Annotated in this window: 18 protein-coding genes; all 18 read left to right on the top strand. The window is 63.3% G+C overall.

Features of this window, described 5'->3' with window-relative positions; genetic code table 11:
* Positions 1-66 precede the first annotated feature (66 nt).
* The 18 genes from HX817_RS05495 (at position 67) to HX817_RS05410 (ending at position 23,493) form a co-directional block, all read left to right on the top strand.
* Positions 67-2,061 carry a methyl-accepting chemotaxis protein gene (locus HX817_RS05495; RefSeq protein ID WP_003207555.1) on the top strand — a complete coding sequence of 665 codons (1,995 nt, stop codon included), beginning with the start codon at positions 67-69 and terminating at the stop codon, positions 2,059-2,061.
* Between the two features lie 81 nt (positions 2,062-2,142).
* The gene (locus HX817_RS05490) at positions 2,143-2,598 is read left to right on the top strand and encodes an SRPBCC family protein (RefSeq protein WP_003207553.1); all 456 of its coding nucleotides are present in this window, start codon (positions 2,143-2,145) and stop codon (positions 2,596-2,598) included.
* Between the two features lie 154 nt (positions 2,599-2,752).
* On the top strand, positions 2,753-3,199 hold the full coding sequence (locus HX817_RS05485) for a DUF411 domain-containing protein (RefSeq protein WP_087692368.1): 447 nt from the start codon (positions 2,753-2,755) through the stop codon (positions 3,197-3,199).
* A 3-nt stretch (positions 3,200-3,202) separates the two neighbouring features.
* Positions 3,203-3,634, top strand: coding sequence for a YqaA family protein (locus tag HX817_RS05480; RefSeq protein ID WP_177039921.1), 432 nt, complete (start codon positions 3,203-3,205; stop codon positions 3,632-3,634).
* A gap of 55 nt (positions 3,635-3,689) precedes the next feature.
* The gene (locus tag HX817_RS05475) at positions 3,690-4,703 is read left to right on the top strand and encodes an alpha/beta fold hydrolase (RefSeq protein ID WP_177039920.1); all 1,014 of its coding nucleotides are present in this window, start codon (positions 3,690-3,692) and stop codon (positions 4,701-4,703) included.
* A 26-nt stretch (positions 4,704-4,729) separates the two neighbouring features.
* Positions 4,730-5,683 carry a D-2-hydroxyacid dehydrogenase family protein gene (locus HX817_RS05470; protein WP_177039919.1) on the top strand — a complete coding sequence of 318 codons (954 nt, stop codon included), beginning with the start codon at positions 4,730-4,732 and terminating at the stop codon, positions 5,681-5,683.
* A 438-nt stretch (positions 5,684-6,121) separates the two neighbouring features.
* Positions 6,122-7,681, top strand: a complete 1,560-nt coding sequence (gene glgA, locus HX817_RS05465; protein WP_177039918.1) for a glycogen synthase GlgA — start codon at positions 6,122-6,124, stop codon at positions 7,679-7,681.
* Positions 7,682-7,697: 16 nt separating this feature from the next.
* A complete protein-coding gene (gene treZ, locus HX817_RS05460) occupies positions 7,698-9,449 on the top strand; it encodes a malto-oligosyltrehalose trehalohydrolase (RefSeq protein WP_087692373.1) in 1,752 nt (583 codons plus the stop codon).
* Positions 9,446-11,530 carry a 4-alpha-glucanotransferase gene (gene malQ / locus HX817_RS05455; protein WP_177039917.1) on the top strand — a complete coding sequence of 695 codons (2,085 nt, stop codon included), beginning with the start codon at positions 9,446-9,448 and terminating at the stop codon, positions 11,528-11,530. Before treZ ends, malQ begins: the two co-directional genes overlap by 4 nt.
* Entirely contained in the window at positions 11,527-14,283 is a 2,757-nt protein-coding gene (locus HX817_RS05450) for a malto-oligosyltrehalose synthase (protein ID WP_177039916.1), read from the top strand. Before malQ ends, HX817_RS05450 begins: the two co-directional genes overlap by 4 nt.
* A 23-nt stretch (positions 14,284-14,306) precedes the next feature.
* Complete coding sequence (locus HX817_RS05445) at positions 14,307-14,573, top strand: DUF2934 domain-containing protein (protein ID WP_003207537.1); 267 nt, start codon at positions 14,307-14,309, stop codon at positions 14,571-14,573.
* A 123-nt stretch (positions 14,574-14,696) separates the two neighbouring features.
* Positions 14,697-16,856 (top strand): glycogen debranching protein GlgX, encoded by a 2,160-nt coding sequence (gene glgX, locus HX817_RS05440; RefSeq protein WP_003207536.1) that lies wholly within the window; start codon positions 14,697-14,699, stop codon positions 16,854-16,856.
* Between the two features lies 1 nt (position 16,857).
* On the top strand, positions 16,858-17,856 hold the full coding sequence (locus HX817_RS05435) for an acyl-CoA dehydrogenase family protein (RefSeq protein WP_134326429.1): 999 nt from the start codon (positions 16,858-16,860) through the stop codon (positions 17,854-17,856).
* Positions 17,853-18,611 carry a PIG-L deacetylase family protein gene (locus HX817_RS05430; protein ID WP_177039915.1) on the top strand — a complete coding sequence of 253 codons (759 nt, stop codon included), beginning with the start codon at positions 17,853-17,855 and terminating at the stop codon, positions 18,609-18,611. The genes HX817_RS05435 and HX817_RS05430 overlap by 4 nt, the downstream gene beginning before the upstream one ends.
* Positions 18,608-19,207 (top strand): SAM-dependent methyltransferase, encoded by a 600-nt coding sequence (locus HX817_RS05425; protein WP_177039914.1) that lies wholly within the window; start codon positions 18,608-18,610, stop codon positions 19,205-19,207. The genes HX817_RS05430 and HX817_RS05425 overlap by 4 nt, the downstream gene beginning before the upstream one ends.
* The gene (locus HX817_RS05420) at positions 19,204-19,863 is read left to right on the top strand and encodes a glycosyltransferase family 2 protein (protein WP_003207526.1); all 660 of its coding nucleotides are present in this window, start codon (positions 19,204-19,206) and stop codon (positions 19,861-19,863) included. The genes HX817_RS05425 and HX817_RS05420 overlap by 4 nt, the downstream gene beginning before the upstream one ends.
* 187 nt (positions 19,864-20,050) lie before the next feature.
* Complete coding sequence (locus HX817_RS05415; RefSeq protein ID WP_003207524.1) at positions 20,051-20,812, top strand: PIG-L deacetylase family protein; 762 nt, start codon at positions 20,051-20,053, stop codon at positions 20,810-20,812.
* A 95-nt stretch (positions 20,813-20,907) separates the two neighbouring features.
* Positions 20,908-23,493, top strand: a complete 2,586-nt coding sequence (locus HX817_RS05410; RefSeq protein ID WP_177039913.1) for an autotransporter outer membrane beta-barrel domain-containing protein — start codon at positions 20,908-20,910, stop codon at positions 23,491-23,493.
* Positions 23,494-23,599: the final 106 nt, after the last annotated feature.

Genomic DNA, 23,599 nt, shown 5'->3' with positions numbered 1-23,599 from the left:
GCCGATAGCCCTTCGAAGCTCTAACAAAGCCGCGTCGCACAATAAACGCTTCGTAAGGACGACCCCATGCCCTCATTGCGCTCTATCCAAGCCCGCTACACCCTGTTCCTGGTGCTGTTCGTCCTGTTGTTATTCGTCTTGACGGTGGTGGGCATCGGACAGTTGGTGGCCCCCAAGCTGCGCCACACCGAAGAACAGGTGGCCCTCAATCGCATTGCCGAAGTGGCCGAGCAGATCCAGGGCGAACTGAACAAGGTTCAGGCCCAGCAACGCAGCATCACCCAAACCATCCCGCTGCTGGACAGCGACGCCATCGACAAGGTGCTGCCAGGCCTGGTGGACCAGTACGGCGAATTGAAAGTGTTCGGCGGCGGCATCTGGCCCCTGCCCAACCAACGCACCCCGGGACGCAACAAGCACAGCACCTTCTGGCACCGCGATGCCTCGGGCAAGCTGGCGGTGAATACCTTCTGGAACAGCGACGCGGCCCCCAACTACTACGACCAGAGCTGGTACAAGGGCGGCCTCGCTTCGCCCCGCGGCCAGTGCGCCTGGGCGGCGGCCTACAAGGATGACGCCAGCCAGGAGCCACGCACCAACTGCGCGATGGCGATCCAGCGTGACGGCGCAGCCTATGGCGTCGCCACCATCGACGTGACCCTGGGCTTCTTCAACGACCTGGTGGCCAGCAAGGAAAAAGACCTCGGCGGGCAAATGCTGATCGTCGAAGGCGACGGCAAGATCATCAGCAACAGCACGCGCATCAGCGGCCCCGTGGTGTTGAAGAACATCAGCGAATTGACCGGCACCTCGGCCTTTGCCGCCCAAGTCAGCGCCGGCCTGGCCCATCGTGATCAAACCCTGCAACGCAGCGAGTTCGACAACCAGGGCGTGGCCAGCACGTTCTTCATGCGCCCGATCGAGGGCACGCCGTGGTTCCTCGCTACTGCGCTGCCGACTTCGCTGATCACCGCCCAACGTGATGACGTACTGGGCACATTGGCGATGCTGCAAATCCCGATGATCCTGCTGTTGGTGCTGTTGGCGGTGTACGCCATCCGCCAGCTGGTGCACCGGATGACCGCGCTGAAGACCAATATCGACGCACTGTCCAACGGCGATGCCGACCTGACCCGGCGCATCACCATCCGCGCCGAGGATGAACTGGGGGCGATTGGCCATTCGGTGAACCGCTTTATCGTCTACCTGCAAAACATGATCGGAGAAGTGACCCTGGCCACCGGCGCCATGTCGTCGAGCCTGGCGCAATTGCAGCAGACGTCGGCCCAGACCAACCAGATCCTGGTGCGCCATGCCTCGGAAACCGACCAGACCGTCACGGCCATCACCGAGATGAGTTCCACCGCCGACACCGTGGCCGAGAACGCCGCCGAAACGGCTGCGTTCACCCAGCGCGCCAATGAGCACGCCGACCGTTCGCGGGTGGTGGTCGGGGAAGCTTCCCGCAGCGTCAGCGCGTTGATCGGCGAGGTCTCCAGCGCCACCCACACCGTGGAAAACATGCGCCAGGATGCCGCCCGCATCACCGAAACCCTTGGTGTGATCGGTGCTATTGCCGGCCAGACCAACCTGCTGGCACTCAACGCGGCCATCGAAGCCGCCCGGGCCGGCGAACAAGGCCGGGGTTTTGCGGTGGTGGCCGACGAAGTCCGCGCCCTCGCCGCCCGCACCCAGGCCAGCACCTCGCAGATCAATGAGATGCTGGCGCGCCTGACCACGGGCGTGAGTTCCTCGGTGACGGCCATGGAAGCCACCCAGGCCAGCTGCCAGTCTGCGGCTGACGCCACGGCCCGGGTGAACACGGGATTGGACGAGATGGCCGGCTCCGTCAGCCATATCAACAACCTCAGCACCCAGATCGCCACCGCCGCCGAACAGCAAAGCGCGGTGACCGAGGAAATCAACCGCAGCATGGTGCACATCCGCCACATGGTCGAAGAGCTGGTGCAAAGCGGCCACGCCACGGAGCACAACACCCAGAGCCTGCTGGATGCCAATGGCCGGGTTATTGCATTGATGGGTCGCTTCAAGGTGCGTTGAAAAAATAGCCTGAAAGCTCCCGTGCAATGCGCGGGAGCCGGACTATTCTGACAGTTCGCTCCGCCACACAGGAGGTGTGTCATGCACGCAGTTGAGCACCCGATCCGTCTGGAGCGGATCAGTCAGGAACGCTATATACAAGCCTCTATCGACGACGTTTACGACTACGTTACCCAACCGGATCGCTGGCATGAATGGCATCCGACATCCCTGGGCGCCGACACCGGTATCGCCGGCTCATTGCCTGCCGGTCATCGTTTCACTGAAACCATCGACCTGCTGGGTGTGCGGGTTCCCATGAGCTATCGCGTGCAGATTGCGCAGCGACCGCGGGAGTTCAAGACCGCGTTCACCTCATTGGCGGTCGATGGCTGTATTCATTATCTGCTGCAAGTACAGGGCAACGGCACGCTGTTCAAGCGCATCCTCACCTATGAAACCGAACTGCAACTGACCACCCTGCATGAGCGCATGATCGCACTGTCCAACCAGGCCCTTGATCAGCTCAAGCAGCGCCTGGAATCCCCGCCAGCCTGACAAAACCGTCATATCCCTCTCAGTTTTCCGACAGCACCAGGCGGTTATTCTGGTGCTGTCGGTTTTTCGTAAAACCTCGTAACACTCCCGGGAAACCCTTTTCCAAAAAGCAGGGAGAATGCCCCGCTGTTGCCCTTTATCCGACGAGATGACGATGAAAACCACCCTGCGACTGGCCGCACTGTCGGCCCTGCTCATGAGCACCCTGGCCCAGGCTGCCGAGCTGATCCCGATTGACGTGCACCGTGATGCCAACTGCGGTTGCTGCAAAAAGTGGATTGCCCACCTGGAAAGCAACGGGTTCAAGGTCAACGACCATGTGGAAAGCAACATGAGCGAGGTCAAGCAACGCCTGGGCGTGGCGCCGCGCCTGGCGTCTTGCCATACCGGCGTGATCGACGGCAAGTTCGTCGAAGGCCATGTGCCAGCCGACCAGGTCTTGGCCCTGCGCAAGCGCGACGACTTGCTGGGCATTGCGGCGCCAGGCATGCCCATGGGCTCGCCTGGCATGGAGATGAACGGCAGCAGCGATGCCTATCAGGTCATCGGCCTGACTCGCGATGGCAAAGACGTGGTAGTGGCTGACTATCCGGCACGCTGATTGATGCTTGCCGGTTACCTGGGACTGTTTTTCGCCGCCTTCGGCGCAGCCACGCTGTTGCCGATGCAATCGGAGGCGGTGCTGGTGAGGCTGTTGATCAGCGGGCACTACAGCCTGTGGTTGCTGCTCGGGGTTGCAACGGCCGGCAACGTATTGGGCTCGGTGGTCAACTGGCTGCTGGGCCGCTCGGTCGAGCGCTTCAAGGATCGACGCTGGTTTCCGGTCAGCCCCAGGCACCTGGAAAAGGCCCGTACCCATTACCAGCGCTGGGGCCATTGGTCGTTGCTGCTCAGTTGGGTGCCGATCATTGGTGACCCGCTGACCCTGGTGGCCGGGGTCATGCGCGAACCGTTCTGGCGGTTCCTGGTGCTGGTGACCCTGGCCAAAGGGGCGCGCTACGGGGTACTGGCCATGCTCACCCTGCACTGGATTTAATCTCCCGTTAATCCCCTCGCCACAGCATCCGGGCACTGTTCCCGGAGCTCTAACCATGTCCAAGATCCGCTCTCTGTGCGTCGCCAGCCTGTTACTCGGCAGCGCCCTGCCCGCCTTCGCCGCCAAAGAAGGTCCGACCTACGGCCCCGAGCTGCAAGGCTTCAAATACCCGTACCCGGTAGAGCACTTCACCTTCCAGTCCCAGGGCAAATCCCTGCAGATGGGCTACATGGACGTGCCGGCCAAAGGCAAGGCCAACGGGCGCAGCATCGTGCTGATGCACGGCAAGAACTTCTGCGGCGCCACCTGGGATGAATCGATCAAGGCCCTGAGCGACGCCGGCTACCGGGTGATCGCTCCCGACCAGATCGGTTTCTGCACCTCCAGCAAACCGGACAATTACCAGTACAGCTTCCAGCAACTGGCGATCAACACCCATCAACTCCTGGAAAAACTCGGTATTCAGAAGGCTACCCTGCTCGGCCACTCCACCGGCGGCATGCTTGCCACACGCTACGCCCTGCTCTATCCGCAGCAAACCGAACAACTTGCACTGGTAAACCCTATTGGCCTGGAAGACTGGAAGGCCATCGGCGTGCCCTACCGCAGCGTTGACCAATGGTACGAGCGCGAGTTGAAACTGACCGCCGAAGGCATCCGCAAATACGAGCTCGACACCTACTACGTCGGCCGCTGGAAGCCTGAATACGACCGCTGGGTCGATATGCTCGCCGGCATGAACAAAGGCCCCGGCCACACCCAGGTGGCGTGGAACTCGGCGCTGATTTACGACATGATCTTCACCCAGCCGGTGTACTACGAGTTCAAGGACCTGCAGATGCCCACCCTGCTGCTGATCGGCACGTCCGACAACACCGCCATTGGCAAGGACCTGGCGCCACCGGCGGTCAAGGCGAAGCTCGGCAACTACGCGGTGCTGGGCAAGCAAGTGGCCAAGTTGATTCCCCACGCCACCCTGGTGGAATTCCCGGGCCTGGGCCATGCACCGCAAATGGAAGAGCCGGCACAGTTTCACAAGGCACTGTTGCAAGGGCTGAACGCCCTTTAATCCAACCTTTTTCGAGGCATGCGTGAATGTCGGTACAGATCGCAGTGATTGATGATTGGCAGAATGTGGCCAGTGGCGTGGTGGACTGGTCAGTCCTGGCGTCGGTCGGCCAGGTGCACTTCCTCCACGATTACCCGGCGGACACCGCCACGTTGATCGAGCGTTTGCAGGGGTTCGAGGTGATCTGCGTGATGCGCGAACGCACCACCTTCGACCAGTCTCTGTTGCAAGGCTTGCCCAGGCTCAAGTTGCTGGTGACCGGCGGCATGCGCAACGCCGCCATCGACATTCCTGCGGCCAAGGCCCTGGGTATCCAGGTAGGCGGCACTGACAGTTACAAGCACGCCGCCCCGGAACTGACCTGGGCACTGATCATGGCGTCCACCCGCAACCTGCTGGCCGAAGCCAATTCCCTGCGCGCCGGGGGTTGGCAAGTGGGCCTGGGCGGCGATTTGTACGGCAAGACCCTGGGGATTCTCGGGCTGGGCAGCATTGGCCAGAAGGTCGCCAAATTTGGCCAGGCCTTCGGCATGCACGTAATTGCCTGGAGCGAAAACCTTACCCCAGAGCGCGCTGCCGAAAGCGGCGTGACCTGGGTCAGCAAGCGCGAGTTGTTTGAACAGGCAGACGTGTTGTCGATTCACCTGGTGCTCAGCGACCGCAGCCGCGGGCTGGTGGACGCCGAAGCGTTGGGCTGGATGAAACCTACAGCGCATCTGGTGAACACGGCACGCGGGCCGATTGTCGATGAGGCCGCCTTGATTGACGCCCTGGCCAATGGCCGGCTGGCGGGCGCGGCACTGGACGTGTACGCCCAGGAGCCGCTGCCAGCCGGGCATCCATTCCGCCAGTTGCCCAACGTATTGGCCACCCCTCATGTGGGGTACGTCAGCGAGCAGAACTACCGCCAGTTCTACCAGCAAATGATCGAAGACATCCAAGCCTGGGCCAAAGGAGTGCCCCTTCGCGCACTAAGCTAGTGCACACATTTCACCTCCCACTCCCCCCGTAGCAGCTGTCGAGCCTCAGCGAGGCTGCGTCGGGCGCACTGCCGATCCTGAACCGGAGCGCGCTCGACAGCTGCTACCGGGCTCATGAAAAAAATTTGTCCTACAAAAATACCCCACAGACCCCACAGGCTCTGGGATCTGTCCTAGACTCATGACCGATGGGTCCGATCCAAAACAAAAACCCCGCAAAAAATCGAAACTTTCCAACTCTGCCACAGGTCAGGTTTAAGGTAAGGCGAGTGCTGACGGTTCCCACCGAACGCCCGTCCATCCACTCTATTTAAGACTCCAGCACAACTGGCATAAGGCTTGCCAGTCTGTGTAGCGCTTGTGCGCCTGGCCGCAGGACGCGGTCAACCTTCGCTGATTGCCATATGCCATCAGCCGACCAGAACTCGGGAGAGAACTATGATCAGTGCCGCTGTAGATACTCAGGGAGAGCGTTTTAGTCAGCCGGTTGGCGGGCCGACCTCATTGGCCGACCTTCCCAACACGGTGCGGCCGGTCTCACGTGTGAATCCCAATCGCAAAAAAGTGCTGTTTGTCACTTCCGAACTGGCCGACTTGGTGAAAACCGGCGGCCTGGGCGACGTTTCCGCCGCACTGCCCCGCGCCATGGCGCACCTGCACGATGTGCGCGTGCTGATCCCCGGCTACCCGCAGGTGCTGGACAGCGACAACCCGATTCATATCATCGGTGAGCTGGGGGGCCACGCCGCGCTGCCACCGTGCAAGATCGGGCGCATGGACCTCAAGGACGGCCTGGTTATCTACGTGCTGATCTGCCCCGAGCTTTACGAGCGCGAAGGTACGCCCTACGGCGCCAACAACGGCCGTGACTGGCCCGACAACCATATCCGCTTCGCCCGCCTGGGCCTGGCCGCCGCCGATATTGCCGCCAACCTGGCGCAGATCCACTGGTGCCCGGACCTGGTGCACGCCCATGACTGGCCAGCAGGCCTGGCGCCAGCCTATATGCACTGGCGTGGGTCACGCACTCCAACGCTGTTCACCATTCATAACCTCGCCTACCAGGGCGTGGTCAGCCTGGCCTCGTGCCCGGAGCTGGGGATTCCCGAACACGCCTTGCAGCAAGAAGGCATGGAGTTCTACGGCAAGCTGTCATTCCTGAAGGCCGGCATGGCGTATTCCAGCCATATCACCACGGTCAGCGCCACCTACGCCCAGGAAATCACCACCCCCGAATTTGGCTGCGGTCTGGATGGCTTTCTCGCCAGCAAGACCCAGCAAGGCTTGCTCAGCGGCATTCCCAACGGCATTGATGAAAGCTGGGAGTCGTCCACCGACCCGCACCTGACCCACCCTTTCAACATTGGTGACTGGGAAGGCAAGGCACAGAACGCCGCCCATGTGCGCAACCTGTTTGGCTTGCACGACTCCACCGGCCCGCTGTTCGCCGTGGTATCGCGCCTGGTCTACCAGAAAGGCCTGGACCTGACCGAAGCGGTCGCCAGTTTCATCGTCGAAAATGGCGGCCAGATCGCGATCATCGGCCGTGGTGAGCCGGAAGAAGAACAAGCCATGCGTGCCCTGGCCCTGCGCTTTCCCGGCCAGATCGGCGTGCGCATCGGCTTCAACGAGACCGACGCGCGCCGCATGTTCGCCGGCAGCGACTTCCTGCTGATGCCGTCCCGTTATGAACCGTGCGGCCTGAGCCAGATGTATGCCCAGCGCTTCGGCTCGTTGCCGGTTGCACGCAACACCGGCGGCCTGGCCGACACCATCGAGGATGGCGTCACCGGCTTCCTGTTCAACGAATCCACTGTCGAAAGCTACGAAGCGGCCCTGAGCCGCGCGTTCAAGGTCTTCGCCTTCCCAGGCTTGCTCAACGCCATGCGTTGCCGGGCTATGGCCGCACCGTTCAACTGGTGCCAGGCAGTGGAACCCTATGCCGAACTTTATGAGCAACTGGTAGCGAAAGCGCTGGGAAGATCGGGGAAACAGTAAAAAGAGGTCTTCATAGATGCCGTCACGGACTCTGGAAACCTGGCCCCACGGCGCGATCATGCTGGATGCGGAACACACCCGCTTCGCGTTATGGGCGCCAGACGCGTTTTATGTCAGCGTTGAATTTGAGGAAGGAAAATCGGTAGCGATGCTGCCCCAGGCCGATGGCTGGTTTGTGGTGCAGCTGCAATGCCCGCCGGGCACCCGCTACCGCTACAACATCGACGGCGAACAGGACGTTCCCGACCCGGCTTCCCGGGCACAGGCCACGGACGTTCACGGCTTCAGCGTGGTGGTCGACCCCCTGGCCTATCAGTGGCGCCAAAGCCACTGGCAAGGCCGGCCGTGGCACGAAGCGGTGATCTACGAGATACACGTGGGCGTACTGGGGGGCTACGCCGAGGTCGAGAAACAACTGCCGCGCCTCGCCGAACTGGGGGTCACCGCCATTGAGCTGATGCCCATCGCGCAGTTCCCCGGCGAACGTAACTGGGGTTACGACGGTGTCCTGCCCTACGCTCCCCAATCCTCCTACGGTTCGCCCGAGCAGCTCAAACAGCTGATCGACAGTGCGCACCACTATGGCCTCGCGGTAATCCTCGATGTGGTCTACAACCACTTCGGCCCCGACGGCAACTACCTCGGCACCTACGCCAAGGGTTTCTTTCGCGAAGACGTGCACACGCCCTGGGGCGCGGGCATCGACTTTGATCGCCGGGAGGTCCGGGATTTCTTCATCGACAACGCCCTGATGTGGCTGCTGGAATACCGCTTCGACGGCCTGCGCCTGGACGCCGTGCACGCCATCAACGATCCCGAATTTCTGCAGGAGCTGGCGCAAAAAGTACGCCAGCAAGTCGACACGGGGCGGCATGTGTGGCTGGTGCTGGAAAACGAATTCAACCAGGCCAGCCTGCTGGAAAGCGGTTTCGACGCCCAGTGGAACGATGACGGCCACAACGCCCTGCACGTGCTGCTCACCGGCGAAACCGACGCCTACTACAGCGATTTCGCCCAGGACCCCACGGGAAAACTGGCGCGCTGCCTGAGCGAAGGATTTATCTACCAGGGCCACACCACGCGCCACGGCCACACGCGCGGCGAGCCCAGCGGGCACCTGCCGCCCAGCGCCTTTGTGCTGTTCCTGCAGAACCACGACCAGATCGGCAACCGCGCCCTGGGCGAACGCCTGCATCAACTGTGTTCGCCCCAGGCCCTGAGCGCCGCGACGACCTTGCTGCTGATGTCGCCGATGATCCCGCTGATGTTCATGGGCGATGAAGTCAACGCCGAGGAGCCGTTCCTGTTCTTCACCGACCATCACGGCGAACTGGCCGAGGCGGTACGTGAAGGCCGGCGCAACGAGTTTGCCGACTTTGCCGCGTTCAGCGACCCCGAACGCCGCGAACGCATTCCCGACCCCAACTCCCTGCAGACCTTCCGCCGCTCGGCACCCGCCCTCGCCGACTGCGGCGACTCGCAGCTCTACCGGCACCTGCTGAGCCTGCGCCACCAACATATCGTGCCGCACCTGCCCGGCAGCATGGCCCTGGGTGCGCACGTGCTGGCAGAGGGCGCGGTCACGGCGCGCTGGCGCCTGGGCAATGGCAGCCTGTTGCAGATCGACCTCAACCTGAGCGCCGATTCTCTGAACTACCCGGCTGCCGAGCACCTCCTATTTGTGACGCAGGCCAGCGGGGCCGAACAATTGGCTCCCCTCAGCGCCCGCGTCAGCCTCACCCATTCCCCTGTTGGAGAGCACCCTTGAGCGACGCGCAATTGGAAATACTCGCCAGCCGAGCGGGCCTGGCCGTCGATTGGATCGACGCGAATGGCCGCCCGCAACATGTAAAGCCCGACGCCCTGCGCGCCGTGCTCAAAGGCCTGGGCCACCCGGCCGACAGCGACGCCGAGATCGAAGCCAGCCTGCTGGACCTCGAACGCGTGCAACAAGACAAGCATCTGCCGCCCCTGATGACCGTCGACAGCGGCGCCGGCCTGGACCTGGCGCGCTACTTCGCCCCCGGTACGCCGTGCCAGATTCACCTCGAAGATTCCAGCGTGCTGGACCTGAGCCTGGACGAGAACGCGGTGTTGCCCGGCTCGATTCCGGTCGGCTACCAACAAGTGCATATTGCCGACCAGCATTTCACCCTGGCCGTGGCACCGACGCATTGCTACACCGTTGCAGAAGCGGTCGACATCCAGACCGCCCGCGCCTGGGGCCTGAGCGCCCAGCTGTATTCCCTGCGCCGCAGCGGCGACGGCGGCTTTGGCGATACCCAGGCCCTGGAACAACTGGCCCGCGCCGCCGCCGAACGCGGCGCCGACGCCCTGGCGATCAGCCCGATGCACGCGATGTTCAGCGCCGACACCGAGCGCTTCAGCCCCTATTCCCCGTCCAGCCGCCTGTTCCTCAACAGTTTGTACGCCTCCCCCGGCTGCATCCTCGGCGAACGTGCGGTGCAAACCGCCATCGAAGCCAGCGGGCTGGCCGACGAATTGAATGACCTTGAGCAACAAAGCCTGATCGACTGGCCGGCCGCGGCCAAAGCCAAGCAGCGCCTGTTGCGCACCCTGTATGACGACTTCCGCCAGGGCGACCACCCGCAACATGCCGACTTCCTGAGCTTCCGCCAGGCTGGCGGTGAAGCCCTGGAAAACCACTGCCGCTTCGAAGCCGTACAAGCCGAACGCGCGGCCAACGGCGAGAGCCTCGACTGGCGCCACTGGCCAGAGGACTGGCACAGCCCGCAAAGCCCGGCCCTGGTGCAGTTTGCCGAAGCCAATCGGGACGAAATCGGCTTTTACGCCTTCAGCCAATGGCTGATTGCCCGGTGCCTGGAACGCGCGCAACAAGCGGCGCGCGGCAGCGGCATGGGTGTCGGCCTGATCGCCGACCTCGCAGTGGGCGCCGACGGCGGCGGCAGCCAGGCCTGGAGCCGCCAGGATGAACTGTTGGCGGAACTGACCGTGGGTGCGCCACCTGACATCCTCAACCGTGCCGGCCAGGGCTGGGGTATCTCCGCGTTTTCCCCCGAAGGCCTCAAGCGCAACGGCTTTCGCGCGTTTATCGAAATGCTGCGGGCCAACTTCGCCCACGCCGGCGGCTTGCGCATCGACCATGTGATGGGCCTGCAACGCCTGTGGGTGATCCCGATGGACGCCTCGCCACGAGACGGCGCCTACCTGTATTACCCGGTGGATGACCTGCTGCGGCTGTTGGCCCTGGAGTCGAGCCGCCACCAGGCGATCGTCCTCGGTGAAGACCTCGGCACCGTACCCGACGGCCTGCGGGAAAAACTCATCGCGCGCTCGATCCTCGGCATGCGCGTGCTGCTGTTCGAACAAGACCACGGCGGCCAGTTCAAGCCGATCCTCGATTGGCCGGACAACGCGCTGGCCACCACCAGCACCCACGACCTGCCGACCCTCAACGGTTGGTGGCACAGCCGCGATATCGACTGGAATGTCCAGCTGGGCCTGATCGATGCACCCACCGTCGAGCAATGGAGCGAACACCGCCTGCGGGAACGCCAGGCACTGCGCCAGGCCTTGAGCCAGGACCCGCAGAACTTCATCGACGAAGTGCGCAACGAAACCGACCACGTCATCGACGCCAGCGTGCGCTACCTGGGCCACACCCGTGCACCCTTGGTATTGCTGCCGCTGGAGGACGCCCTGGGGGTCGAGGAACAATCCAACCTGCCCGGCACCACCGACACCCACCCGAACTGGCGCCGCCGCCTGCCGGGCGATGCCGCCACCCTGCTCGATGACGACAATGCCGCCCGCCGCCTTGAGCTGCTGGCCGTGGCGCGCATCCAGGCCCAAGAGCGTGACCGATGAAAGCATTGACGCTTCGGGCTACCCAGCGCCTGCAATTTCATAAGGGCTTCACCCTCGACGACGCCGTGCCGCTGGTGCCGTACTTCGCCGAGCTGGGCATCAGCCACCTCTACGCCTCGCCATTGCTGAGCGCCCGCGCCGGTTCGATGCACGGCTATGACGTGGTCGATCCCACCACCGTCAATCCCGAGCTGGGCGGCGAACCGGCGCTGCGGCGATTGGTTGCGGCGTTGCGCGAACATGACATGGGGCTGATCCTCGATATCGTGTCCAACCACATGGCCGTCGGCGGTGCCGATAATCTGTGGTGGCTGGACTTGCTGGAATGGGGTCGACTGAGTCCCTTCAGCGAATTCTTCGACATTCAATGGCACTCGCCAGACCCGCTGCTCAAGGGCCAACTGCTGATGCCGTTCCTGGGCAGCGACTACGGCGAAGCCCTGCAGTCGGGTGCCCTGCCGCTGCGCTTCGACCCGCTGCACGGCAGCTTCTACGTCGAGCATTACGAACATCGCTTCCCGATCTGCCCGCGGGAATACGGCGAGCTGGTGCCCGTCAAGTCACTGGCCGATCGCTTCAGCAGCCTGGCCTACCAGCCGGACGCCTATCCCCAGGCCGCCGCGCTGAAACAGATACTGATCGAGGCCGCCCGCGACCCCGAAACCCTGAAGGCCATCGAAGCGAACCTCGACCTCTACGACGCCCGCCATCCCGAAGGTTTCGCCCGCCTGCACCACCTGCTGGAACAACAAAGCTATCGCCTGGCCAGCTGGCGCACGGCAGCGGACGATATCAACTGGCGGCGGTTCTTCGACGTCAACGAGCTGGGCGGCCTGCGGGTTGAACGCAGCGCGGTGTTCGAAGCGACCCACGGCAAGATCTTCCAGCTGATCAGCGAAGGCCTGATCGACGGCCTGCGCATCGACCACATCGACGGCCTCGCCGACCCGCGCGGTTACTGCCGCAAGCTGCGCCGCCGGGTGGACTCGCTGGCGATTGGGCGGCACTTGCCGATCTTCGTCGAGAAGATCCTCGGCGAAGGCGAAACCTTGCGTGAAGACTGGCGCGTGGACGGCACCACCGGCTACGAATTCATGAACCAGCTGTCATTGCTGCAACATGACCCGAAGGGCTTCGAACCCCTGGCCGAGTTATGGACCCGCCACACCGAACGCCCGTCTTCATTTATCGAAGAAGCCTGGCTGGCCCGGCAGCAGATCCTCAACGGTTCCCTGGCCGGGGATTTTGAAAGTGTGGCCCAGGCCCTGCTGCAAGTGGCCCGGGACGATGTGATGAGCCGCGACCTGACCCTGGGTGCAATTCGCCGCGCGTTGCAGGAACTGATCGTGCATTTCCCGGTGTACCGCACCTACATCAGCGCCCGGGGCCGCAGCGAACTGGATGACGTGTTTTTCCTGCAAGCCCTGGCCGGTGCCCGCAGCACCTTGAGCGAAGGCGACTGGCCGGTGCTCGACTACCTGGAAAAATGGCTCGGCGGCCAACCCTGGCGCGACCGCCCCCTGGGCCGCAAACGCAAGATGCTCAAGCACGCCTGCGTACGCTTCCAGCAACTGACCTCGCCGGCGGCGGCCAAGGCCGTGGAAGACACTGCGTTCTACCGCTCGGGTGTGTTGTTGTCGCGCAATGACGTGGGTTTCAGCACCGAACAATTCAGCGCCCCGCTGGAAGACTTCCACGCGGTCAACCAGCAACGACTGCGCACCTTCCCCGACAACCTGCTGGCCACCGCCACCCACGACCACAAGCGCGGCGAAGATACCCGTGCGCGCCTGGCGGTGCTCAGCGAGGCCGCCGACTGGTATGCCGAGCAGGTGGAGCAATGGCGCCCCCTCGCCGCCCGCCTGCGCAGCGATGTCAACACGCCGTCCGCGGGTGACGAACTGATCCTCTATCAGGTGCTGCTGGGCAGTTGGCCGCTGGACCTGCACCGCGACGATACCGAGGGCCTGGCGGACTATCACCAGCGCCTGTGGCAGTGGCAGCAGAAAGCCCTGCGTGAAGCCAAGCTCAACAGCAGCTGGAGCGCACCCAACGAGTTGTACGAGCAAGGTGTCGAAGCGTTCCTGTCACGGCTGCTGCTGGAGGACGCCGGCAAGACCCTGCGCGATGCCATCGGCGAGGCCGCCCAGGCCATCGCCCCGGCCGGCGCGCTCAACGGGCTGGCGCAATCCTTGCTTCGCCTCACCGTGCCGGGCGTGCCGGACCTGTACCAGGGCGATGAGTTCTGGGACTTCACATTGGTAGACCCTGACAACCGCCGCCCGGTGGACTACCCCGCACGGCGACAGGGGCTGCACACGCCGCCGGACATCGGCGAGCTGATGTTCAACTGGCATGACGGGCGTATAAAACAGGCGTTGATCAGCCAGGTCCTGGGGTTGCGCAAGGCGTATCCGCAACTGTTTCGCCAGGGCACGTACGAGCCTCTGGAAGTGGTGGGCGAACACGCCGAGCGGGTGGTCGCTTTCTACCGCGAATACCAGGGCAAACAGCTGCTGGTGGTGGTGCCACGCTGGCCTCACCGGCTGCTTGAAAACGGTGTGTATCCCCTGATCAACGCGCAGATTTGGGGCGATACCCGGGTCCGATTACCGTTCGCCGCTCCAACCCAAAATTGGAAGGGACTTTTCCGAACAGGCGCAGTCACACCAAACAAGGAGCTCATGATCAGCGCTGCCCTGGGGGATTTCCCGGTCAATGTCTTTATCAATCCTGATGATCAAGAAAGCTGAAATTTTCTGTGAGGAGCATTGCGATGAGTACTGAAGACAAACGCATCCGCGAATTGGCACATCAGATCTGGGAATCTGAAGGTAAACCCCATGGCGAGGACGCACGACACTGGGAAATGGCGCGCAAACTGGCGGAAGCCGAAGCGCTGACGCCATCCAAGGCACCGAAGGCCGCCGCCAAGGCCAAGCCAAAAGCCAAGCCCGCAGCGGCAGCGCCCAAACCGGCAGCCAAGCCAAGCGCAGTGCCGGCGGCGAAGAAGCCTGCTGCGAAGAAGCCCAAGGCACCCTGACCCAAAGATCCTCCTGCAGGTGCGCCCGCACCGCAGGAGGCTATCCAACTACCGATATCTACCCGGCATCACGCCGGAATGGCCCCGTTCGGCCCGGAAAAACCCTTTTGCAGGAGCATCTCAATGAGCAAACCCAACAAGCCCAACTCGACGCCGGAAAACGAGCCGTCGCGGATTCGTGAAGGTTTGCCCTTCCCTCTCGGCGCGACCTGGGACGGTCTGGGGGTCAACTTTGCGCTGTTCTCGGCCAACGCCACCAAAGTCGAACTGTGCATCTTCGACGACAGCGGCGAAGTCGAGCTGGAGCGCATCGAACTGCCGGAATACACCGACGAGACCTTCCACGGCTACCTGCCCGACGCCCACCCCGGGCTGATCTACGGCTACCGCGTGTACGGTCCCTATGACCCGGCCAACGGTCATCGCTTCAACCACAACAAATTGCTGATCGACCCCTACGCCAAACAGCTGGTGGGCGAGCTCAAATGGTCCGAGGCCCTGTTTGGCTACACCATCGGCCATCCGGACGCCGACCTCAGTTTCGACGAACGCGACAGCGCGCCCTTCGTGCCCAAGTGCAAAGTCATCGACCCGGCCCACACCTGGGGCAACGACCAGCCAGTGCGCACGCCGTGGGATCGCACGATCATTTATGAAACCCACCTGCGCGGCATCACCATGCGCCACCCTTCGGTGCCTGAGGAAGTGCGCGGCACCTGCGCCGGGCTGATGGTCGACGATGTGCTCAAGCACATTCGCCAGTTGGGTGTGTCATCGGTCGAGTTGCTGCCGGTGCACGCCTTCGTCAACGACCAGCACCTGCTGCAAAAAGGCATGACCAACTACTGGGGCTACAACAGCATCGCCTTCTTCGCCCCGGACCCGCGCTACCTGGCCAGCGGCAAGATCGCCGAGTTCAAGGAAATGGTCGCGCACCTGCACGAAGCCAAGCTGGAAGTGATCCTGGACGTGGTCTACAACCACACCGCCGAAGGCAACGAGCAAGGCCCGACGCTGTCCATGCGCGGCATCGACAACGCCTCGTACTACCGCCTGATGCCCGATGACAAGCGCTTCTACATCAACGATTCCGGCACCGGCAACACCCTCGACCTGAGCCACCCGTGCGTGCTGCAAATGGTCACCGACTCGTTGCGCTACTGGGCGACCGAGATGCATGTCGACGGCTTCCGCTTCGACCTGGCGACCATCCTTGGCCGCTACCGCGACGGTTTCGACGAGCGCCACAGCTTCCTCGTGGCCTGCCGCCAGGACCCGGTGCTGCGCCAGGTGAAAATGATTGCCGAGCCTTGGGACTGTGGCCCCGGCGGCTATCAGGTCGGCGGTTTCCCGCCGGGCTGGGTGGAATGGAACGACCGTTTCCGCGACACCGTGCGCTCGTTCTGGAAAGGTGATGACGGCCAACTGGCCGACTTCGCCGGACGCATGACCGCCTCGGGCGAGATGTTCAACCAGCGCGGCCGCCGGCCTTACAGCTCGGTGAACTTCATCACCGCCCACGACGGTTTCACCCTGCACGACCTGGTGTCCTACAACGACAAACACAACGAAGCCAACGACGAGAACAACCAGGACGGCAGCAACAACAACCTGTCGTGGAACCACGGTGTCGAAGGTCCTACCGACGACCCGGAAATCAACGCGCTGCGCCTGCGCCAGATGCGTAATTTCTTCGCCACCCTGCTGCTGGCCCAGGGCACGCCAATGCTGGTAGCCGGTGACGAGTTCGCCCGGACCCAGCACGGCAACAACAACGCCTACTGCCAGGACAGCGAGATCGGCTGGATCAATTGGGAACTGGATGAAGACGGCAAGGCCCTGCTCAAGTTCGTCAAGCGCCTGATCAAGTTGCGCCTGGCGTACCCGATCCTGCGTCGCGGGCGCTTCCTGGTGGGCGACTACAACGAAGATATCGGGGTCAAGGACGTCACCTGGCTCGCGCCGAGCGGCGATGAAATGACCATCGAGCAATGGCAGGACAGCCATGGCCGTTGCCTGGGCATGCTGATGGATGGCCGCGCCCAGGAAACCGGGATTCGCCGCCCGGGGGCCGATGCCACGTTGTTGCTGGTGGTCAATGCACACCACGACATGGTCAATTTCCGCCTGCCACCGGTGCCGGATGGCGGCTTCTGGACCTGCATGCTCGACACCAACCAGCCGGCAGTGCGTGGCCAGGAACGCTTCGATTTCGATCACGAATACGCGGTCACCGGGCGTTCGCTGCTGCTGTTTGAATTGCAGCATGAGGACGAGGTGTGACATGGCCTTGCATGAGTTTCTTCGCGGCTACCGGGATTACCCGGACACCCAGGCCCTTGGCGCTGCGCTGAGGGCTTTGGTGGAGGAAGGCCTGGACCAGTTGCCCTTGCCGGGCAGCGGACAAACGTTGGAACGCTTCAGCCGGCTGGCGCAAGTCGCCGGCCATGACCTGCGGTTGTGCAAGTTGTTTGAAGGCCACACGGACGCCCTGGCGATCATCGCTGAACTCGACAGCCCCTTGCCGCCGGTTGGCAGCACGTGGGGCATGTGGGCGGCCGAGCCGCCCACCGCCAAGGTGCGGATCCGGCGTGACGGCCAACGTGTGCGGCTGGAGGGCCGCAAGGCCTGGTGCTCGGGCGCGGCGGTGGTCAGCCACGGCTTGCTCACGGCGTGGGATGAAGAAGATCGCCAGCAACTGGTTGCAGTGCAAATGCACCAGCCCGGCGTAACCGTCACCGATGAGGGCTGGGCCGCCGTGGGCATGGCCGCTACGGGCAGTGTTGAAGTGCTTTTCCAGGACGCCGTTGGCCTGGCCATCGGCAAGCCTGGGGACTATTTGGCGCGCCCCGGCTTCTGGCAAGGCGGCATCGGCATCGCCGCCTGCTGGTACGGCGCGGCACAACGCCTGGCGGAGGCCTTGCGCGAGCAGTGTGCAAAACGCCCGGAGCCCCACGCCCTGGCGCACCTTGGCAGCGTCGACAGTGCCTTGCACAGCGCGGCCTGTGTGCTGCGCGACAGCGCCACCCATATCGACCGGCAGCCCAAGGCAGATGCCCGGCTGTTGGCACAACAGGCACGGGCCTGTATCGAAGAAACCGTCGACCAGGTGATTCACCATGTCGGCCGAGCACTGGGCGCCGGGCCGTATTGCAAGGATCCGCATTTTGCCCAGTTGATGGCCGACTTGCCGGTGTACCTGCGGCAAAGTCACGCCGAGCGCGACCTGGCCGCCCTTGGTCAACAAGTCGCCGATGAGCGCCCAGGGAGATGGGAACTATGAAGATCAATCCAATCGTCGGCCAGGGCACGCCCTTGCATGTGTGGCAAAGCTCGTCGCGACTGGCCGAGCTGCCTTGCGTAGACATTGCCGAACTGGTGCCTGAAGGCAGCCGCGCCGTGATCATCGCGCCACACCCGGATGACGAAGTCCTGGGCTGCGGCGGCCTGCTGCAAGGCCTTGCCGCGCTGGATCGCCCTATCCTGCTGATCTCCGTCACCGACGGCAGCGCCAGTCATCCCGGCTCGCGCCGCTGGCCGGTGGAACGCCTGAGCGTGGTGCGGCCGCAAGAGTCGGCGCAGGCCCTGCACCGGCTGGGATTGCCGTTGCACAGCCTGAAATGGTTGCGGGCCGGGTTCAGCGACAGCCAGGTCGCCACAGGTGAAGAAGACCTGAGCCGCTTTATCGAGCGTTACCTCAAGCCCGGCGACGTGGTCTTCACCACCTGGCGCGAAGACGGCCATTGCGACCACGAGGCCGTGGGCCGTGCCAGTGCCAAGGCGACCCGGGCGGTGGGCGCAACCTTGCTGGAGTTGCCCGTTTGGACCTGGCATTGGGCAACCCCGGAAGACAGCCAGGTGCCCTGGGATCGCGCTCGTAAAATTCTCCTGACACCTGAAGCCGTGGCCCGTAAACGGCACGCCATCCATGCCTTCGCCAGCCAGTTGGAAGGCGACCCGCAGATCGGCCTGCCGCCGGTGCTCGCGCCCTATGTGCTGGAGCGCCTGCTGCAACCTTTTGAAGTGGTGTTCGTATGAGTGTCGCCACGCCCTATTTCGACGAGCTGTTTGCCGGCAACGACGACCCTTGGGCCTTTCGGCAACGCTGGTATGAACAGCGCAAGCGGGCCCTGACCCTGGCGCTGCTGACCCGGCCGCGCTATGCCTCGATCTTTGAACCCGGCTGCGCCAACGGCGAGCTGAGCTTCGAGCTGGCCCCGCGCTGTGACCGCCTGCTCTGCTGTGACACGGCGCAAGCGGCGGTCAGCCTGGCACAGGCGCGGCTGCGGGGTTTCAGCCATGCCACCGTGCAGCAGAGCCGCCTCCCGCAGCAATGGCCCAGCGAAACCTTCGAGCTGATCGTGCTCAGCGAGCTTTGCTACTACCTGGACCCGAAGGATTTCGATGGGCTGATCGATCGCGCGCTCGCCTCCCTGACGCCTGATGGACAAATCCTCGCCTGCCACTGGCGCCCGATCATCGAAGGCTGCCCGCAGACCGCCGAACAGGTGCATGCGCGCCTCGGCCAGCGCCTGGGCATGCCACATCTGGCGCAGCATCACGAAAGCGATTTTCTACTGGATTTGTGGAGCCGCGACGGCACCACGGTTGCGACCCTGGAGGGACTGCGATGATCGGCATCCTGATACCCGTGCATAACGAAGAAAAACTGCTGCCCGAATGTCTGAAAGCTGCGATGGTCGCCGCCAGTCATCCGGGCCTGCTGGGTGAAGAGGTGCAGATTCTGACAGTGCTCGACAGCTGCAGCGACCGCAGCGCCATGATCGCCCGCGAATACCAGGTGCACAGCCTGGAAGTGCAGGCGCGAAACGTGGGCCACGTGCGCGGCGTGGGTGCGCGGCACCTGCTTAACAACGGCGCGCGCTGGATTTCCTGCACCGACGCCGACAGCCGCGTCGCTCCCGATTGGTTGGTGGCGCAACTGGCCCTGGGCGTGGATGCGGTGTGCGGCACGGTGACGGTGGACGCCTGGAGCGAGGGCTTCGACCCGGCGGCGCAGATCCGCTATCACCAGGCCTACACCGCCCGGGACGGGCATCGGCATATCCACGGCGCCAACCTGGGCGTCAGTGCCGGCGCCTACGTGCGGGCCGGCGGTTTCGAGCCCCTGCCCTGCCATGAAGACGTGGAGCTGGTGCGCCAGTTGGAGCGCTGCGGGGCTTCCATTGCCTGGAGCCACTCGCCCCAGGTGATTACCAGTGCCCGCCTGGATTGTCGCGCCCAGGGCGGCTTCGGTGATTACCTGAAGAGCCTGATGCAGGCCTCCTGAAAAAATTGCGACACCCGGCGGTGTTAAAGCGGCAATTCATAACTATCATCACTGTTCCTTGCACGGCAATCCAGGGTTGGAACGCCGTCGCGCCGCGAGCGTGCAGTACCTGACGCTCGCGTACCACAAGAGCCGTCCCGTCAACGGGGTACGGCCTGCACCACCGATAAACAAGGACGTGACACCCATGAAGCCTGCACTGTTAAGTGACAACCGCCGGGGCCCCGCGCAAATCTGGAACAGCGCCCCGCAACTCGCGCAAATCCCTGCCATCAACCCCGCAACCCTGGTGCCCAAGGGCGCCCGCGTGGTGATCATCGCCCCGCATCCCGGCGATGAAGTGATCGCCTGCGGCGGTCTGCTGCAATTGCTCAGCACCCTTGAATACTCCCTGCAACTGATCTCCATCACCGACGGCAGCGCCAGCCATCCGGGGTCTGCCGTGTGGCCGGCCAAACGCTTGAGCGTGGTGCGGCCCCAGGAAAGTGTCGAAGCCCTGCGCCGCCTGGGCGTGCCCCTGCACAGCCTGAAATGGATCCGCGGCGGTTTCGCCGACAACGCCCTGGCCGCGCGGGAACAGCAAATGAGCCAGTTCATTGCGCGCTACCTGCAACCCGGCGACGTGGTGTTCACCACCTGGCGCAACGACGGCAATGACGACCACGACGCCGTCGGCCGTGCCGCTGCCAAAGCCTGCGCAGTCAAGGGCGTGCGCTTGCACGAACTGCCGATCTGGGCGTGGCACTGGCCGCTTCGGGAAACCGCCGCCATCCCCTGGCAGCGCGCGCGCAAGGTGCGGCTCGACACCTGGAGCGTCGCCCGCAAGCTGCACGCCGCCCACGCCTATGCCAGCCAACTGGCAGGCGACCCGGAAATCGGCCTGGCGCCGATCCTGGCGCAGGTGCTGCTGGAGCGCATGCGCGAGCCCTATGAGATTGTATTTTTGTAGGCGCACCCACTCGTCTATACCTGTAACTTCTGACAGTAGCGTACGCCCTCTCTGTGTGGCTAGCTTGGAACACCGGCTTGCAGGGAGGGCGAATCATGAGCACGCGGTTTTCATCAGTGACGTATCTGAGCGTCTGCAGCGTGACGACGCTGTTGCTCAATTGGCCCCTCCCCGCGCAGGCCGCCTGTACGTTGGTCATAACCGCAGGCAACGACACCACCCTGTGCAGCGATGGCAGTGCTGGCGCGCTGACGGATTTACAAGGAAGCAACATCCTTGAGTTCCCCGTCGGCGGCACCGGCATCATCGTCGGCAACGTGACTTATGGCGCGGGAGATGATCGGGTCACGATGGATTCCGGTGCGATCAATGGCGCGATCAACCAAGGTGACGGAAGAAATATTTTCCAGCTGTTCAATGGCAATATCTCCGGCACGGTGACGCAAGGCGCGGGCGGTGATATTGCGCAAATCAGCGGCGGCAGCTCCGGTGCAATCTCCCAGGGTGACGGGGTAGACCAGTACTTCCAGAGCGGTGGCACCGTCGCCTCACTGGCTCAGGGCGACGGCCGTGACGAGTTCACCATGAGCAGTGGCAGGATTGTCGGCGCCTTTGAAGATGGAGATGTAGCGCTGATGACCGGTGGCAGCATCGGACGGGTCGACATGAAGCTCGACAACAACCTGTTTGACCTGCGGGGTGGAGCGATCATCGGCAACCTCGTTACTGGCTTCGGAAACGACACCATCCTGGTGTCCGGAGGAACGGTTGGTGGCAACATCAGCGTCAGCGGCGGCGACGACATCATCAAAGTCAGCGGAGGGGAAATAAGTGGGCAGATCCTCGCCAGCTTTGGCAACGATGAGTTCACTTGGGAAGGCGGCGGTCTGATCCATAAGGAAATCCTCATGGGTGATGGCGCTGACAGGGGTTTCCTGCTCAACCTGACCGAAACCACCCTGGCTTCCACTCCGCTTCTGGACGGTGGTTTGGGTAACGACACCCTGACCTTCGACAACACCCGATCCGCCACGCCAACCCGCTATGTCAACTGGGAAACCGTCAACCTGGACAACAATTCGCGCCTGACCCTGGGTGGCGACTTCAAGCTCGGTGACAGCGCTACGGCCACCGGCACCCTGAATATTTTTGGCAGCGCCGCCCTGCAGGTAACACAGGGCAGCATCAGCCCCTTCACGGCCGGGCAACCAGCCAACCTGAACAACGGCGGCCTGATCGACATGACCACCGGCAGTTCCAGCGCCACCGACAGCCTGACGGTCGACGGCAACTACACCGGCAATGGTGGCGAACTGGCGCTGCAATCGGTACTCGGCGCCGACGGCTCGGCCAGTGACAAGCTGGTAGTCAGCCAGGGCACGCTGCAAGGCGGCACCACCATCACCGTCACCAACCTTGCCGGCCCCGGTGCCATGACCCTGCAGAACGGCATCCAGGTGGTTGAAGCGCTTAACGGTGCCACGAGCAGCGACCTGGCGTTTACCCTGCGCGGTGGATCCGTTTCCGCAGGCGCCTATGAGTACTACCTGTTCAAAGGAGGCGTAACGCCGGGCACCGGGCAAAACTGGTTCCTGCGGTCCTCGGTGGTGGCGCCGCCGCTGCCCAACCCTGAGGATCCTGACGACCCAGTGGGCATTCTCCCCCCCGTCCCCGCCGATGGCACGCCGGACCTCCCGGGGATTTTCCCGGGAGAAGACCCCATACCCATCTATCGCCCGGAAGTCCCGGTATATGCCGTGTTGTTTCCCGCCGTGCAGCAGATGGTCCAGGGCATGCTGGGCACCTACCACGAACGCACGGGCGATCAAAGCCTGCAACGTCAACCTGGCGCTTTAGCGGCCGGTTGGGGCCGGGTGTATGGCAGCAGCACGCGGCAATCATTCGCCGGCACCGTCAGCCCGTCGCTGGACAGCTCCCTGTCCGGTTTCCAGGTTGGCACTGACCTGTATGCCTGGACCAACGACGCTGGCCTGACCCAACGCTTCGGCTTCTTTGTCGGCCACAGCCGCCTGACCGGCAATGTGGCGGGCTTCAATGGCGGTTTTCAGGGCAAGGACGCCGGCAACACCACCCTGCGCGGTGACAGCCTGGGCGCGTATTGGACGCTCATCGGCGCCAACCGCGCCTATATCGATGTCGTGCTGATGGGCACGCGGTTCGATGGCCACAGTGAATCCGACCGGGGCGTCAAACTCCCAACCAAGGGCCACAACGTGCTGGGGTCTGTGGAGGTGGGAATGCCGTTTGCGGTGTCGGAACAGTGGGAGGTCGAGCCGCAGGCCCAGGTGATTGTCGATCGAAGCTATGTGGACAGCCAGAACGACGGAATCTCGGATGTCTCATTCCGCGCCGACACTAACGTCGTCACCCGTCTCGGTGTCCGCCTCAAGGGCAGCTACAGCGTGAGCGGCATGCCCCTGCTGCCTTACGTGCGTAGCAACGTGTGGCACGCCAGCGCCGGGAATAACACCGTCACGTTCAATGACAGCACGGACATCAACACCGAACAGAAGTCCACCACGCTGGACGTCAGCGCCGGGGCAACGATGCAGGTATCGAGCACGGTCAGTGTGTATGGCGAGGTGGGGTACAACAGCAATCTGGACAGTAATCAGCTGAATGGGCGCAAAGGCACGATTGGCATAAGGGTCGACTTCTAAGCCACAACACATCCCCACTGTGGGAGCGGGCTTGCTCGCGAATGCAGTGTGTCAGCCAAAAAATCTGGCACTGGTACTGCGCATTCGCGAGCAAGCCCGCTCCCAC

This window comes from Pseudomonas sp. C6002 (assembly GCF_013385805.1).
In the GTDB taxonomy this organism is placed as follows: Bacteria; Pseudomonadota; Gammaproteobacteria; order Pseudomonadales; family Pseudomonadaceae; genus Aquipseudomonas.
Note: the sequence above shows the minus strand (reverse complement) of the source record. Positions and strands in the feature narration are given on the sequence as shown.

What these genes read in the sequence shown, in the direction of transcription:
- HX817_RS05410 (WP_177039913.1), top strand. Translation starts at nt 20,908, where the DNA reads ATGAGCACGCGGTTTTCATCAGTGACGTATCTGAGCGTCTGCAGCGTG.
- glgX (WP_003207536.1), top strand. Translation starts at nt 14,697, where the DNA reads ATGAGCAAACCCAACAAGCCCAACTCGACGCCGGAAAACGAGCCGTCG.
- HX817_RS05435 (WP_134326429.1), top strand. Translation starts at nt 16,858, where the DNA reads ATGGCCTTGCATGAGTTTCTTCGCGGCTACCGGGATTACCCGGACACC.
- glgA (WP_177039918.1), top strand. Translation starts at nt 6,122, where the DNA reads ATGATCAGTGCCGCTGTAGATACTCAGGGAGAGCGTTTTAGTCAGCCG.
- HX817_RS05490 (WP_003207553.1), top strand. Translation starts at nt 2,143, where the DNA reads ATGCACGCAGTTGAGCACCCGATCCGTCTGGAGCGGATCAGTCAGGAA.
- HX817_RS05480 (WP_177039921.1), top strand. Translation starts at nt 3,203, where the DNA reads ATGCTTGCCGGTTACCTGGGACTGTTTTTCGCCGCCTTCGGCGCAGCC.
- treZ (WP_087692373.1), top strand. Translation starts at nt 7,698, where the DNA reads ATGCCGTCACGGACTCTGGAAACCTGGCCCCACGGCGCGATCATGCTG.
- HX817_RS05470 (WP_177039919.1), top strand. Translation starts at nt 4,730, where the DNA reads ATGTCGGTACAGATCGCAGTGATTGATGATTGGCAGAATGTGGCCAGT.
- HX817_RS05485 (WP_087692368.1), top strand. Translation starts at nt 2,753, where the DNA reads ATGAAAACCACCCTGCGACTGGCCGCACTGTCGGCCCTGCTCATGAGC.
- HX817_RS05445 (WP_003207537.1), top strand. Translation starts at nt 14,307, where the DNA reads ATGAGTACTGAAGACAAACGCATCCGCGAATTGGCACATCAGATCTGG.
- HX817_RS05475 (WP_177039920.1), top strand. Translation starts at nt 3,690, where the DNA reads ATGTCCAAGATCCGCTCTCTGTGCGTCGCCAGCCTGTTACTCGGCAGC.
- HX817_RS05430 (WP_177039915.1), top strand. Translation starts at nt 17,853, where the DNA reads ATGAAGATCAATCCAATCGTCGGCCAGGGCACGCCCTTGCATGTGTGG.
- HX817_RS05425 (WP_177039914.1), top strand. Translation starts at nt 18,608, where the DNA reads ATGAGTGTCGCCACGCCCTATTTCGACGAGCTGTTTGCCGGCAACGAC.
- HX817_RS05450 (WP_177039916.1), top strand. Translation starts at nt 11,527, where the DNA reads ATGAAAGCATTGACGCTTCGGGCTACCCAGCGCCTGCAATTTCATAAG.
- HX817_RS05415 (WP_003207524.1), top strand. Translation starts at nt 20,051, where the DNA reads ATGAAGCCTGCACTGTTAAGTGACAACCGCCGGGGCCCCGCGCAAATC.
- HX817_RS05495 (WP_003207555.1), top strand. Translation starts at nt 67, where the DNA reads ATGCCCTCATTGCGCTCTATCCAAGCCCGCTACACCCTGTTCCTGGTG.
- HX817_RS05420 (WP_003207526.1), top strand. Translation starts at nt 19,204, where the DNA reads ATGATCGGCATCCTGATACCCGTGCATAACGAAGAAAAACTGCTGCCC.